Source organism: Quadrisphaera sp. DSM 44207 (genome assembly GCF_900101335.1).
Classification (GTDB): Bacteria; Actinomycetota; Actinomycetes; order Actinomycetales; family Quadrisphaeraceae; genus DSM-44207.
This window is the reverse complement of the sequence record NZ_FNKA01000002.1, coordinates 449,435-462,615: the sequence shown is the minus strand read 5'-3', so window position 1 is coordinate 462,615 and position 13,181 is coordinate 449,435. Positions and strand designations below refer to the sequence as shown.

The 13,181-nt window shown below is 78.3% G+C and carries 15 protein-coding genes; 8 read left to right on the top strand and 7 right to left on the bottom strand.

From position 1 onward, the window contains the following. Window positions 1-4 precede the first annotated feature (4 nt). From BLS82_RS08335 to BLS82_RS08315, 5 genes are read left to right on the top strand one after another with little or no spacing between them, the layout of a single operon-like run. A complete protein-coding gene (locus BLS82_RS08335; RefSeq protein ID WP_218123728.1) occupies window positions 5-1,117 on the top strand; it encodes an SPFH domain-containing protein in 1,113 nt (370 codons plus the stop codon). A gap of 4 nt (window positions 1,118-1,121) precedes the next feature. Continuing rightward, window positions 1,122-1,556: a hypothetical protein gene (locus BLS82_RS08330; RefSeq protein WP_143028787.1), complete on the top strand. Its 435-nt coding sequence runs from the start codon at window positions 1,122-1,124 to the stop codon at window positions 1,554-1,556. Further along, a complete protein-coding gene (locus BLS82_RS08325) occupies window positions 1,553-3,136 on the top strand; it encodes a cryptochrome/photolyase family protein (protein WP_218123727.1) in 1,584 nt (527 codons plus the stop codon). The genes BLS82_RS08330 and BLS82_RS08325 overlap by 4 nt, the downstream gene beginning before the upstream one ends. A 25-nt stretch (window positions 3,137-3,161) precedes the next feature. Beyond that, entirely contained in the window at window positions 3,162-3,941 is a 780-nt protein-coding gene (locus BLS82_RS08320) for a sulfite exporter TauE/SafE family protein (RefSeq protein ID WP_092863922.1), read from the top strand. Between the two features lie 38 nt (window positions 3,942-3,979). After that, complete coding sequence (locus BLS82_RS08315; protein ID WP_369811071.1) at window positions 3,980-4,801, top strand: TrmH family RNA methyltransferase; 822 nt, start codon at window positions 3,980-3,982, stop codon at window positions 4,799-4,801. A gap of 16 nt (window positions 4,802-4,817) precedes the next feature. Here BLS82_RS08315 and BLS82_RS08310 read toward each other — a convergent pair whose 3' ends face one another. The 7 genes from BLS82_RS08310 to BLS82_RS08280 all read right to left on the bottom strand — a co-directional run bounded on the left by BLS82_RS08310 (window position 4,818) and on the right by BLS82_RS08280 (window position 9,636). After that, window positions 4,818-5,378 carry a YbaK/EbsC family protein gene (locus BLS82_RS08310; protein ID WP_092863919.1) on the bottom strand — a complete coding sequence of 187 codons (561 nt, stop codon included), beginning with the start codon at window positions 5,376-5,378 and terminating at the stop codon, window positions 4,818-4,820. Further along, complete coding sequence (locus tag BLS82_RS08305; protein ID WP_092863916.1) at window positions 5,375-5,911, bottom strand: YbhB/YbcL family Raf kinase inhibitor-like protein; 537 nt, start codon at window positions 5,909-5,911, stop codon at window positions 5,375-5,377. Before BLS82_RS08305 ends, BLS82_RS08310 begins: the two co-directional genes overlap by 4 nt. Continuing rightward, window positions 5,911-6,111, bottom strand: coding sequence for a hypothetical protein (locus BLS82_RS08300; protein WP_143028786.1), 201 nt, complete (start codon window positions 6,109-6,111; stop codon window positions 5,911-5,913). Before BLS82_RS08300 ends, BLS82_RS08305 begins: the two co-directional genes overlap by 1 nt. Window positions 6,112-6,178: 67 nt before the next feature. Next, a complete protein-coding gene (locus tag BLS82_RS08295; protein ID WP_218123726.1) occupies window positions 6,179-7,294 on the bottom strand; it encodes an ABC transporter ATP-binding protein in 1,116 nt (371 codons plus the stop codon). After that, window positions 7,291-8,169, bottom strand: a complete 879-nt coding sequence (locus tag BLS82_RS08290; protein WP_092863910.1) for an ABC transporter permease — start codon at window positions 8,167-8,169, stop codon at window positions 7,291-7,293. The genes BLS82_RS08295 and BLS82_RS08290 overlap by 4 nt, the downstream gene beginning before the upstream one ends. Continuing rightward, window positions 8,166-8,822, bottom strand: a complete 657-nt coding sequence (gene modA, locus BLS82_RS08285; RefSeq protein ID WP_218123725.1) for a molybdate ABC transporter substrate-binding protein — start codon at window positions 8,820-8,822, stop codon at window positions 8,166-8,168. The genes BLS82_RS08290 and modA overlap by 4 nt, the downstream gene beginning before the upstream one ends. Window positions 8,823-9,228: 406 nt before the next feature. Further along, a complete protein-coding gene (locus tag BLS82_RS08280; protein WP_092863907.1) occupies window positions 9,229-9,636 on the bottom strand; it encodes a TOBE domain-containing protein in 408 nt (135 codons plus the stop codon). 238 nt (window positions 9,637-9,874) lie between these two features. Here BLS82_RS08280 and BLS82_RS15700 point away from each other — a divergent pair, with 238 nt between their 5' ends. The 3 genes from BLS82_RS15700 (at window position 9,875) to BLS82_RS08265 (ending at window position 13,121) form a co-directional block, all read left to right on the top strand. After that, entirely contained in the window at window positions 9,875-10,291 is a 417-nt protein-coding gene (locus tag BLS82_RS15700; RefSeq protein ID WP_176819001.1) for a cysteine dioxygenase, read from the top strand. A 54-nt stretch (window positions 10,292-10,345) separates the two neighbouring features. Next, window positions 10,346-12,214, top strand: coding sequence for a DEAD/DEAH box helicase (locus tag BLS82_RS08270; protein ID WP_092863901.1), 1,869 nt, complete (start codon window positions 10,346-10,348; stop codon window positions 12,212-12,214). Window positions 12,215-12,329: 115 nt separating this feature from the next. Further along, a complete protein-coding gene (locus BLS82_RS08265; protein ID WP_092865059.1) occupies window positions 12,330-13,121 on the top strand; it encodes an SDR family oxidoreductase in 792 nt (263 codons plus the stop codon). Window positions 13,122-13,181 lie beyond the last annotated feature (60 nt).

Here is a 13,181-nt window from a genome sequence, read left to right as displayed (position 1 = left end):
TCGCGTGGACCTGTCGCTGCCCCTGCTGGTCGTCCTGCTCCTGCTGCTCGCGTTCGTCGCGATCACGGCGGTCCGGGCGGTGCGGATCGTGCCGCAGGCCTCGGCGCTGATCGTCGAGCGCCTGGGCCGCTACTCGCGCACCCTCGAGGCCGGCCTGCACGTGCTCATCCCCTTCTTCGACCGGGTGCGCTCGCGCGTGGACCTGCGCGAGCAGGTCGTCTCCTTCCCGCCGCAGCCGGTGATCACCTCGGACAACCTCGTGGTGAGCATCGACACGGTCATCTACTTCCAGCCCACCGACCCGCGCGCGGCCACCTACGAGATCGCCAACTACATCCAGGGCATCGAGCAGCTGACCGTCACCACGCTGCGCAACGTCATCGGCTCCCTGGACCTGGAGCAGACCCTCACCAGCCGCGACCAGATCAACGGGCAGCTGCGCGGCGTCCTCGACGAGGCGACCGGGCGGTGGGGGATCCGGGTGAACCGGGTGGAGCTGAAGGCGATCGACCCGCCGGCGAGCGTGCAGGACTCCATGGAGCAGCAGATGCGCGCCGAGCGCTCCCGCCGCGCCGCGATCCTCAACGCCGAGGGCCAGAAGCAGTCGCAGATCCTCACCGCCGAGGGCGAGAAGCAGTCGCAGGTGCTGCGCGCCGAGGGCGCCGCGCAGGCGGCGATCCTGCGCGCGCAGGGCGAGGCGCGCGCGATCGTGCAGGTCTTCGACGCCATCCACCGCGGCGGGCCCGACCCCGCGCTGCTGGCCTACCAGTACCTGCAGGTGCTCCCGCAGATCGCCCAGGGCGCCAGCAACAAGGTGTGGGTCGTGCCCGCCGAGCTCACCGAGGCGCTGCGCGGCGTCGGCTCGGCGCTGGGCCAGGACGGCGCCCGCGGCGGCTCCGCGGACGGGGCCGCGCGCCCGCCCTCGCGCGAGCAGGTCCCGCACGACCTGGACGACGCCTTCCGCGAGACCCGGCTGCAGGACCCGGCCGAGGCGCTGGCCTCGGCCCGCGCCGAGGCGGCGGGCGCGACGCAGGAGGCCGAGCGCAGCACCACCGACGCGCGCGGTGCCGGCGGTGCGGCGCCGCTGGGGGGCGCACCGGCGGACGGCGGGGGCTGAGCGCGTGCACGCGGAGCAGGTCGACCTCGGGCTGAGGGTGGTCTCGGTGGCGGCGTGCGCCGCGGCGCTCCTGTGCGGCGGCGCGGAGCTGCGCGAGACGTGGCGATCCCCGCACCCGGACTGGACGGGCACCGACCCGCGCGTGCGCCAGCACGTCGACGAGGAGGTCACGCGCGGGCGCCTGCCGCGCGAGGAGCAGGAGCGGCGCCTGGCCGTGCAGGAGGCCCGCGCGCGCCGTCCGCTGCGCTGGCTGGCCGCCGGGCAGGTCGCGTTCGCGCTGCTCCTGGCGGCGCAGCTCGTCCTCGCGCTGCGGGACGCGCGCACCGGCACCGCCGTCCTGCTGGGTGCGGTGCTCGTCGCCGTGTGCGCCAGCACCGAGGTGCGCCTGAGCCGCTACCGCGCCGCCCGCCGGGTCCTGCACGAGGCCGGCGCCCGGTGAGCGACCCGGGAGGCCACCTGCGCACCGACGCCCCGCCGCAGGCCGCCGCGGCTGCGCGCCGGTGGCTGTTCGCCGACCAGCTCGGCCCCTCCTTCCTCGACACCGGCGACCAGGCCGCCGTGCTCGTCGAGGCCACCTCCGTCTTCCGCCGCCGGCGCTTCCACCGCCGCAAGGCGCACCTGGTGCTCTCGGCGCTGCGCCACCGCGCCGCCGAGCTGGGCGAGCGCGCGCAGCTGGTGCGCGCCGAGACCTACCGGGCGGGCCTGGCGGCGGCCGGGGTGGACGCCGCGCACCCGGTCTCCGTGACCGACCCCACCTCCTACGCCGCGCGCCGGTTCGTGCGCCGCCTGGCCGCCGAGGGCGCCGTGCAGGTGCTGCCCGACCGCGGCCACGCGATCGGCGAGGCCCAGTTCGAGCACTGGGCCTCCGGGCGCGGGAACGAGCCGGGGCAGCGGCGCCTGCTGATGGAGGACTTCTACCGCGACGTGCGCCGCCACCACCGCCTGCTCCTCGACGAGCACGGCGGCCCGGTCGGCGGGCGCTGGAACTTCGACGACGACAACCGCGAGCCGCCGCCGAGGGGCGCGGCGACGCTGTCGGGCGCGCACGGCCTGCCCGAGCCGTGGTGGCCCGCGGAGGACGACGTCGACGCGGGCGTGCGCGAGGACCTGGACCGCATGGTCCGCGAGGAGGGCGTGGACTTCGTCGGGGAGGACGGCCCGCGCCGCTTCGCCGTCACCCGCGCCGAGGCGAAGGCCGCGGTCGACCACTTCCTCGCCCACCGGCTGGAGGCGTTCGGCACCTACGAGGACGCCATGCTCGCCGGGGACCGGTGGATGGCGCACTCCCTCGTCTCCGTGCCGCTGAACCTCGGGCTGCTGCACCCGGTCGAGGTCGCCCGCCGCGCCGAGCGCGCGCACCGCGAGGACGGCGCCCGCCTGGCCAGCGTCGAGGGGTTCGTGCGCCAGGTCGTCGGCTGGCGCGAGTACGTGTGGCACCTGTACTGGCACCTGGGGGAGGACTACCGCGACCGCGACGCCCTGGGGCACGCGGAGCCGCTGCCGCGGTGGTTCGCCGACCTCGACGCCGCCGGCGAGGTGGAGGCCGCGTGCCTGGCCGACGTGCTGCGCGGGGTGCGCGAGGAGGGGTGGGTGCACCACATCCCGCGCCTGATGGTCCTCGGCGGGTACGCGCTGCAGCGCGGGTGGAGCCCGCGCGAGCTCGTGGCGTGGTTCCACGCCAGCTTCGTCGACGGCTACGACTGGGTGATGACCGCGAACGTGGTCGGCGTCTCCCAGCACGCCGACGGCGGGGTGCTGGCCACCAAGCCGTACACCTCCGCCGGTGCCTACATCGACCGGATGAGCGACTACTGCGGCTCCTGCCGCTACGACCCCAGGAAGCGCCTGGGGGAGGACGCCTGCCCGTTCACCGCCGGGTACTGGGCGTTCACGGCCCGGCACGCCGACGTGCTGGCGGCCAACCGGCGCACGGCGCGGGCGGTCAGCGGCCTGCGCCGCCTGCCCGACGCCGACGCCGTGGTGGCGCAGGAGGCCGAGCGCGGGTCCGCGGCCCCGTGAGCGGGCCCACCTACAGTGGCCCGTCGTGACGGAGGTCGTGCTGGTGCTGCTCGCCGGCCTGCTCGCGGGCGGCATCAACGCCGTGGTCGGCTCCGGCACCCTCGTCACCTTCCCCGTCCTGGTGGCGCTGGGACATCCGCCGGTGACGGCGACGACGAGCAACGCCGTCGGCCTCGTCGCGGGGGGCTTCTCCGGGGTGTGGGGCTACCGGCGGGAGCTGGCCGGGCAGGGCCGGCGGCTGCTCGCGCTGCTGCCGGCGTCCGTGATCGGCGCCCTGGTCGGCGCGCTGCTGCTGCTGCGGCTGCCGGAGTCCGCGTTCGAGGCGGTCGTGCCGGCGCTGGTCGTGCTGGCCGTGGTGCTCGTGCTGGTGCAGCCGGCGCTGCAGCGGCGCGTGCGCCGGCGCACGCAGGCCCGCGCCGCCAGCGGCCGGCGTCCCAGCCGCGTCGCGCCCGCGGTGCTGTGGGTGCTCACGCTGCTGATCGGGGTCTACGGCGGCTACTTCACCGCCGCGCAGGGGATCCTGCTCGTGGGGGCGATGGGGAGCCTGCTCGTGGAGGACCTGCAGCGGCTCAACGCGACGAAGAACGTCCTGAGCACGGCCGTCAACCTCGTCGCCGCCGTCCTGTACGCCACCGTCGGCGCCGACCGCGTCGACTGGGGCGTCGCCGCCCTGATCGCGGTCTCCTCCCTCGTCGGCGGCTTCCTCGGCGCCCACTGGGGCCGCCTGCTGCCCGCCGCGGCGCTGCGCGCGGTGATCGTCGTCCTCGGGGTCGTCGCGCTGGTGCGGATGGCGGTCACCGCGTGAGCGGGGCGGGCGGCGGGAGCGGCGCCCCGCCCGGGCGCGTGGTGCGCCTGGACGGCGCGGACGACCCGCGCCTGGCCGACTACGCGTCCCTCACCGACGTCGCGCTGCGCCGGCGCCTGGAGCCCGAGCGCGGCCTGTACATGGCCGAGTCCACGCAGGTGGTGCGCCGGGCGCTGGCCGCCGGGCACCGGCCGCGCTCGATGCTGCTCGCGCCGCGCTGGCTGACCGAGGCCGCCGACCTCGTCGCCGCCGTCCTCGCCGCCGGCGCCGACGTGCTCGTCGCACCGGAGCCGCTGCTGGAGGCGATCACCGGCTTCCACCTGCACCGCGGCGCGATGGCGGCGGTGCAGCGCCCGCCGCTGCCGGACGTCGAGGAGCTGCTGGACGGCGCGCGGCGCCTGGCGGTGCTCGAGGACGTCGTGGACCACACCAACGTCGGGGCGGTCTTCCGCGGCGCGGCAGCGCTCGGGGTGGACGCCGTGCTGCTGAGCCCGCGCTGCGCGGACCCGCTGTACCGGCGCAGCGTGCGGGTGTCGATGGGCGCCGTCTTCGCGGTGCCCTGGACCCGCCTGCAGCCGTGGCCGGGCGGCCTGGAGCGCCTGCGCGCGGCGGGGTTCGCCGTCGCGGCGCTCGCCCTGAACGACGACGCCGTGGACCTCGACGACTACGCCGCGCACCTGCCGCAGCGGCTCGCGCTCGTGCTGGGCACCGAGGGCGACGGGCTGTCCCGGCGCGCGCTGGCCGCGGCCGACACGGCCGTGAGGATCCCCATGGCCGAGGGCGTGGACTCCCTCAACGTCGCCGCCGCGGCCGCGGTCGCCTTCTGGGCGACCCGGGCGCACCCGACCGCAGGTGCATGACCACGGTGAGGGGGGCTCAGGCCGCGGGGACCGGCTGACCGAGGCCGGGCACGACCTCGGCGCCCGGCAGCGCCGCGACCAGGGCGCCGGGCAGGGCCAGCTTCGAGCGGCGCAGCCCCGACCCGACGACCACGACCGGCTCGGCCGCCACCGCGGCGTCCACGAGCAGGCGCCAGCCGCCGGGCAGGCCGACCGGGGTGATGCCGCCGTGCTCCATGCCGGTCGCGGCCACCGCCCGCTCCTGGGGCGCGAAGGACGCCTTGCGGGCGTCCAGCGCGCGGCGCACGAGCCCGTTGACGTCGGTGCGGGTCGTGGCGAGCACCACGCACGCCGCCAGGCGCTCCGCCTCCCCGCGCCGTCCGGCGACCACCACGCAGTTCGCGCACGCGGACGCCGGGACGGCGTGGGCGGTCACGAGCGCGGCGGTGTCCGCGACCGCGGGGTCGATGGCGGCGACCACGACGGCGCCGCCGTGCTCCCAGGCGGACAGCGCGGCGGCCACCGGCGGCGCGAGCAGGTCGGGCCGCTCGCGCGCCGGCTGCCAGGGCAGGTCGCCCGGCGCGGTGGGGACGCTCACCCGGGGATCTGGTAGGTCGGCGCGAGCACCGCCCGCGCCAGGGTGTGCCCCAGCATCGAGAAGGCCACGACCGTCGGGGAGGCGGAGGCGTCGACGCCGAGGTCGTCGGTGTCGAGGGCGTGCACCGCGAAGAAGTACCGGTGCGGGCGGTCCCCGGCCGGCGGGGCGGCGCCGGTGAAGCCGGGGGTGCTCATGTCGTTGCGCACGCTGAAGGCGCCCTCGGGCAGGCCCGAGCCGTCCTCGGCGCCCGCGCCGGTGGGCAGCTGCGTCACGGACGCGGGGATGCCCACGACCGTCCAGTGCCAGAACCCCGCGGGCGTGGGCGCGTCGGGGTCGAAGACGTTGACGACGATGCTGCGGGTGCCCTCGGGCAGGCCGCTCCACGCCAGGTGCGGGGAGGTGCTGCCCGCGGCCGCCGAGTGCCGCTCCGCCAGGGGCTGCCCGTCGGCGACGTCGTCGCTGCGCACGTCGAACGACGGGACGGTGGGCAGCAGCTCGTACGGGTGTGGGGCGAGCGGTCGATCGAGGTCCATCAGGCTCCTCCGGGGGTGGTGGCGTCCTGGGCGGGCGGGCCGACGGGCGGCTCCTGCGACGGGTCCCCCGGCCCGGCGACCGCGCCCTCGCCGGGCGCCGTCCGGTCGGCAGCGGCGTAGCCGGGCAGCTGGGCGGTCGCGCCGGCGTCGGGGTCGACCTCGCTGGCGTCGAGGCGCACGTCCTCGTCTCCTGCGCTCATCGCGCCACTGTGCCAAGCCGTCCCCTCGGGCGCGACCCGCGCCCCGGGAGCGGCGCGCCGCCCGCGGTCACGGCGCCGGGTAGACGTCGACCTCCGTGGCCTTGGCGGTCAGCCACACCGGCGAGCCCGCGCGCAGGCCCAGGTCCGCGACCGCGGCGGCGGTGAGGTCGACGAGCACCTCCGGAGGGCCGGCCACCTGCAGGCGCACGCGGTCGGGCAGCGGCTCGAGCGCGGTGACCGTCCCGCGCCAGCGGTTGCGCGGGCTGGAGCCCTCGGGCGGGGCCGTGTGCACGGCCACCGCGCTCGGGCGCAGCGCCACGAGCACCCGGCCCGCGGGCGCCGGCCCGGCGGGGGAGGCGAGCAGGCGCCCGCCGTCCTCCAGGTCCACCACGGCCCCGCCCGCGCCGTCCGGCGCGGCCCGCCCGGCCAGCAGGTTCAGGCCAACCAGCCGCGCCACGTAGGGGGTCGCGGGACGGCGCGCCAGCACGGCGGGGGCGTCGTCCTGCACCACCCGGCCGCCCTCGAGGACGACGACGCGGTCGGCGAGCACCACCGCCTCGACGGGGTCGTGCGTGACGAGCAGGCTGGGGCCGTCCAGGTGCGCCAGGTGCGCGCGCAGGGTCGCGCGCACCTGCAGGCGCGTGCTGGCGTCCAGCGCCGACAGCGGCTCGTCGAGCAGCAGCAGGCGGGGCTCGGCCGACAGCGCCCGCGCGAGGGCGACGCGCTGCGCCTGCCCGCCGGACAGCTGCGCCGGCCGGCGGGCGGCCAGGGCGGTCAGGTCCAGCCGCTCGAGCCAGGGCTGCGCGGCCGCGCGGGCGGCCCGGCGCCCGGCGCCGCGCGAGCGGGCCGCGAAGGCGACGTTGTCGCGCACGCTCAGGTGCGGGAAGAGCCGGTGGTCCTGGAAGACCAGGCCCACCCGCCGCTGCGGCGGCGGCACGAACGCGCCCGCGCCCGGGTCGTCGAGCACGGCGCCGTCCAGCTCCACCCGCCCGGCGTCCAGGGGGCGCAGCCCGGCCAGGACCCGCAGCAGCGTGGTCTTGCCGGCGCCGTTCGGGCCCACCACGGCGACCACCTCCCCGGGCGCGGCGGCCAGCTCCGCGTCGAGGTCGAAGCCGCCGGCGCGCACGCCGGCGCGCACGCGCAGGCCGCTCAGCTGCGGACCGCTCGTCCGCAGGCCGCTCACACCGCCCGCGCGTCCGCGGAGCGGCTCGTCAGGGGCCGCAGCCAGTGCGCCCGCAGCAGCGCCAGCACGCCGGCGGACACGGCCAGCAGCACCAGGCTGAGGGCGACCGCGGCGTCCGGGTCGGTCTGCAGCGCGAGGTAGGCGGCGGAGCTGAGCGTCTGCGTGGTGCCCGGCAGGTTGCCCGCGAAGGTGATGGTCGCGCCGAACTCCCCGAGCGCGCGCGCCCAGCACAGCACGGCCCCGGCGGCCGCGGACGGCGCCAGCAGCGGCAGGGTCACGCGCCGCAGCACCGCCAGGCGGCCGGCCCCCAGGGTGGCCGCGGCCTCCTCCAGGCCCCGGTCGGCGGCGCGCAGGGCCCCCTCGACGGCGACGACGAGGAAGGGCATGGCCACGAACACCTGCGCGAGGACGACGGCCGCGGTCGTGAAGGGCAGCGTGATCCCGGTCAGGGCGCGCAGCGGCTCGCCGACCACCCCTGCCCGCCCGTAGGCGAGGAGGAGGGCGATGCCGCCGACGACGGGCGGCAGCACGAGGGGGAGCGTGACGAGCGCGCGCAGCAGCGCCAGGCCGCGGAAGGACCCGCGCGCGAGCACCCACGCCAGCGGCACCCCCAGCAGCGTCGCGAGCACCGTGGCGGTGGTGGCGGTGAGCACGGACAGGCGCAGGGCCGCCAGGACGTCGGGCGCCGAGAGCAGGGCGGTCAGGCGCGACCAGGGGGTGACGGCGAGCAGGCCCGCCAGCGGCAGCAGCAGCAGCGCGGCCGCGACGGCCGCCGGGACGCCGAGCAGCGCCGGCACGGCGCGCTGGCGCGCCTCGGGTCGGGCGGCGGGCTGGGCGGCGGGCTGGGCGGCGGTGCGCGCGGGAGGCGGGCTCACGGCGGGGCGAAGCCCGCGTCGGCGAGCACCTGCTGCCCCTCGGGGGAGAGCACGGCGTCCACGAAGGCGCGCCCGCCCTCGGGCGAGGGCCCGTCGGGGACGAGAGCGACGGGGTAGGCGGTCGTGGCGTCCAGGCCCGCGGGCACCTCGACGCCGCGCACGTCGTCGCCCGCGGCCCGCACGTCGGTGGCGTAGACGAGGGCGGCGTCGACCTCGCCGAGCACGACCTTGGTGAGGGCGGCCCGCACGTCGGGCTCCTCGGTCACCGGTGTCACGGCGACGCCGGCCTCGGCGAGCACGCGCCGCGCCAGGGCGCCGCAGGGCACCTGCGGCTGGCACAGCGCCACCGCCACCTCGGGACGGGCGAGGTCGGCCAGCGACGCGACGCCGGCGGGGTCGTGCGCGGGGACGGCGACCTGCAGGCGGTTGCGGGCGACGACGGCCGGGTCGGTGGCCGCGCCCGCGTCCAGCACCGGCTGCAGCGGCTCCGGGCTGGCGGTGGCGATCACGTCCGCCGGGGCCCCGGCGAGGACCTGCTGCGCGACCTCGGAGCTGGCCGCGAAGCTGAAGCGCACGCTCAGGCCGGGCGAGCGCTCCTCCAGCTGCTCCCCGATGGCGGTGAACGACTCCCGCAGGCTCGCCGCCGCCAGCACCGTGACCTCCTGCTCCGCCGCGGCCGACGACGCCGCCGGGCTGGTCGCCGAGGTCGCCGAGGTCCCCGTCCCCGATGTCGTCCCCGCCGGCGTCCCCGCCGGCGTCCCCGCCGGCGTCCCCGGCGCCGCGCCGGAGCACCCGGCGAGCGCGAGAAGCCCGACGACCCCCCCGACGACCGCCCCGGGAACCGCCCGGGCAGCCGACCCGTGCCCCCTCCTGCGCCCCCTCCCGCGCCCCCTCCTGCCCGTGATCATGGGCGAGGTGCAGGTCGCGCGGCGATCAGGCTGCACGTCGCCCATGATCACGCGCACGTCGCCCATGATCACCAGCCGGTCCAGCCGGTCCAGCCGGTCCAGCCGGTCCAACCGGTCCGGCCGGTCGCGGCAGGTCGAGGCGCGGTCGCCGTCACCGCGGACCTGCCGGGACCTCGACGACGACCGCGGTCGACTTCACGGCCGCCACCGCCAGGACGCCGGGCTCCAGGCCGAGCTCGTCCGCGGCCTCCCGGCTCATGAGGGAGACCACGCGGTGCGGCCCGGCCTGCAGCTCCACCTGGGCCATGACGCCGTCGCGCACCACGCGCGTGACCAGGCCCGGGAACCGGTTGCGGGCCGAGCCCCCCGCGATGGGGCCGACGGCCGGCGGCGCGACCGCCAGCTCCCCGGCGAAGGCCGCCAGCTGCGCGCCGTCGACGACGAGGCGCCCGTCGGGACCGGTGCTCGCGGCCAGCCGGCCGGCGTCCGCCCAGCGGCGCAGGGTGTCGTCCGAGACGCCGAGCAGGGCTGCCGCCTCGCGGATGCGGAAGGTGGGCACGCCGCGGACGGTACCGCACCTGCGGCGAACGGATCCCCTCAGGGGCGCACCTGCGGCCACGAGCGCCCCGGCGCCGCGTCCGATGAGCGGGCTTTGCGCTTCGTTGACCATCGGCTACCGTGGCCGGACGCCATCCAGAGCGGCCGAGAGACCCGGCTCGTCGACGCCGCAGCAACCCTCTGCGAGCGCAGGCGCGGGTGCTCCCGCCGGGGCCGATGGAGGAGACGTGAGCGTTCCCGTGAGTCTGAGCAGACCCGGCGGTGCCGAGCGCACCAGCCCTGCCCACCGCCTGCTGACCGGGCTGGCCCTCGACCTGGCCGCCCGCGAGTCCCTGTGGCAGCCCGCCGTCCGGTTCGACGAGCAGCAGCGGGTGGTCACCCGCCTGCCCGGTCCCCCGGGCGTGGAGGTGTGGCTGTCCACGTGGCTGCCCGGGCAGGCGAGCGACCTGCACGACCACGGCAGCACCGCGGCGGCCCTGGCGGTGGTGCGCGGCACGCTCGTCGAGAGCGCCCTCGACGAGCACGAGCGGCCGGTGGAGCTGCACCTGGGCACCGGCTGCGTGGCCGCGCTGGAACCGGGCGCCCGCCACAGCGTGCGCAACGACGGCCCGCAGCCGGCCGTGAGCATCCACGTGCGCACGAGCACCGGCGGCTGACGCGGCAGCGGCCCGCGACGGGCCGCCGTCGGCGCCGGGGAGGACCATGGGGGCATGAGCGCCCCGGCCGTCCCCGACCCGTCGACCCCCGCGAGCGCCGCGGGAGCCGCCGCGGGAGCTGCCACGGGAGCCGCCGCAGGCCGCTTCGCGGACCTCGGCCTGCGCCCGGAGCTGCTCGAGGCGCTGGCCGGGCTCGGCTACGAGGAGCCGACGCCGATCCAGACCGAGGCCGTGCCCGTGCTGCTCACCGGCCGCGACGTCGTCGGCCAGGCGGCCACCGGCACGGGCAAGACCGCCGCGTTCGCGCTGCCCCTGCTGCAGCGGATCACCGAGGGCGGGCCGCAGCGGGCCGAGGAGGGCGCGCCGTCCGCGCTCGTGCTCGTACCCACCCGCGAGCTGGCGATCCAGGTCGCCGAGGCCGTGCAGCGCTACGGGCAGCGCCTTCGCGTGCGGGTGCTGGCCGTCTACGGCGGGCAGGCGATCACCTCCCAGCTGCGGGCCCTGCGCGCGGGCGTGGACGTCGTCGTCGCCACCCCCGGCCGGGCGCTGGACCACCTGCGCCGGGGCTCGCTGCGCCTGGACGCCGTGCGCGTCGTCGTCCTCGACGAGGCCGACGAGATGCTCGACATGGGCTTCGCCGAGGACATCGAGGCGATCCTGCAGGCGACGCCCGAGCAGCGGCAGACCCTGCTCTTCTCGGCCACGATGCCGCCGCGCATCGACGGCATCGCGCGCCAGCACCTGCGCGACCCCGTCCAGCTGCGCGTGGCGCGGGAGGCGCCCGCCGCGGGCGAGGCGCCCCTGGTGCGCCAGAGCGCCTACGTCGTCGCCCGCCCGCACCGCGCGGCGGCGCTGGGCCGGGTGCTGGACGTCGAGGCGCCCGCCGCGGCCATCGTCTTCTGCCGCAGCCGCGGCGAGGTCGACGAGCTCGCCGAGGTGCTCGGGGCGCGCGGGCACCGGGCGGAGGCGCTGCACGGGGGGATGAGCCAGGAGCAGCGCGACCGCGTGATGGGCCGCCTGCGCAGCCGCACCGCCGACCTCCTCGTGGCCACGGACGTGGCCGCGCGGGGCCTGGACGTGGAGCACCTGACCCACGTCGTCAACTACGGCGTGCCCGCGGCGCCCGAGTCGTACGTGCACCGCATCGGCCGCGTCGGCCGCGGCGGGCGCGAGGGCGTGGCGATCACTCTGGCGGAGCCGCGCGAGCGGCGGGCCCTCGCGGCGATCGAGCGGGCCACGGGCCAGCGCATCCCGGTGCACCGCGTGCCCTCGGTGGAGGACCTGCGCGCGGCGCGGCTGCGGCGCACCCGCGCCGCGCTCGTGGAGGCGGTGCGCACGGACGGCGCGAGCGCCGGCGCCCGCGCGGGCCTGGGCCCCTACCGGGAGCTGGCGGCGTCCGTGGCCGAGGCCGAGGGCCGGGACGGGAGCCTGCACGGGAGCCTGGACGCTGTGGAGCGCGAGGCGCTGCTCGACGTCGCCGCCGCCGCCCTCGCCCTGGCCGCTGCGGGCGGCGGGAGCCCCGAGGACGACGTGGAGATCCCGGAGGCGACGCAGCGCGGCGCGGCGCCCGCGCTGGGCGCCCGCCCGCCGCGCGCGGGCACCCCGCACCGGGCCGCCTCCGAGCGGGCGGGCGGTGCCCGCCCCCGCGTGGCCGGCCGCGGGCGCGGGCGCTCGGACAGCACCACGCGGCTGTTCATCGGGCTCGGCAGGGCGGCGGGGATCCGGCCGCAGGACCTCGTCGGGGCGATCGCGAACGAGTCGCCGGTCAGCGGCCGGGAGATCGGCGCGGTGGAGATCGCCGACCGGTTCTCCCTCGTGGAGGTGCCGGAGTCGACCGCCGACGAGGTGGTGCGCGCCCTGCGCGGCAGCATCATCCGCGGCCGCCGCGCCACCGTGCGCCGCGAGCGGTACGAGGCCCGGTGACGCCGGCGTGGGAGCGGGCCGCGCGGGGTAGGTCCCGGTCGTGAGCGAGCGCAGCGGCGAGCAGGTCAGCAGCCAGGTGGGCGGTCGGGTCCTCGGGCGCGTGCCCGAGGACGGCGTGCGCGTCGCCGTCGTCACGGGGTCGGACTCCGGGATCGGGCGGGCGGTCGCCGTCGCCCTGGCGCAGGCCGGCTGCGACGTCGGCGTGACCTACCGCTCGGACGAGGAGGGCGCCCGGGGCACCGCGGAGGAGGTGCGCGCGCTGGGCCGCCGCGCGGTCGTGCGCCGCCTGGACCTGACGCGGCTGCCGGAGGCCGGGGACGTCGTCGACGAGCTCGCCGAGGAGCTCGGCGGCGTCGACGTCCTCGTCAACAACGCCGGCACCGGCACCTCCACGCCGGTCCTGGACCTGGAGTACGAGGACTGGCGCCGGGTGGTCGCCACCGACCTCGACGGCGCGTTCGTGTGCCTGCAGCGCGCGGCGCGGCGCATGGTCGCCGCCGGCCGCGGCGGGCGGGTGATCAACGTCACGAGCGTGCACGAGCACGCCCCGCGCGTCGGCGCCGCGCCGTACTGCGCCGCCAAGGGCGGCCTGGGCCTGCTCACCCGCACGGCGGCGATCGAGCTGGCCGAGCACGGCATCACGGTCAACGCGGTCGCCCCGGGCGAGATCGCGACCCCCATGACCGGGCAGGAGGACGAGGCGCCGCAGACCTCCGGCGAGGAGCGCCCCGGCGTGCCGCTGCGCCGTCCCGGGGACGCCCGGGAGGTCGCCGCCGTCGTGGCCTTCCTCGCCTCCCCAGCCGCCTCCTACGTCACGGGCGCGTCCTGGGCCGTGGACGGCGGCATGCTGCAGATGGGTCCGATGGCCGGCTCGCACCTGACCTCGGACGACTGGCGGCGGCCCTGAGCACCCCGTCGCCCGCTCCCTCGCGCGCGCAGCGGCTGGACGCGCTGCCGGTCACCGGGG

Coding starts and splice junctions, on each gene's coding strand:
- BLS82_RS08300 (WP_143028786.1), bottom strand. CDS start 6,111: ATGAGCGCAGGAGACGAGGACGTGCGCCTCGACGCCAGCGAGGTCGAC.
- BLS82_RS08270 (WP_092863901.1), top strand. CDS start 10,346: ATGAGCGCCCCGGCCGTCCCCGACCCGTCGACCCCCGCGAGCGCCGCG.
- BLS82_RS08305 (WP_092863916.1), bottom strand. CDS start 5,911: ATGGACCTCGATCGACCGCTCGCCCCACACCCGTACGAGCTGCTGCCC.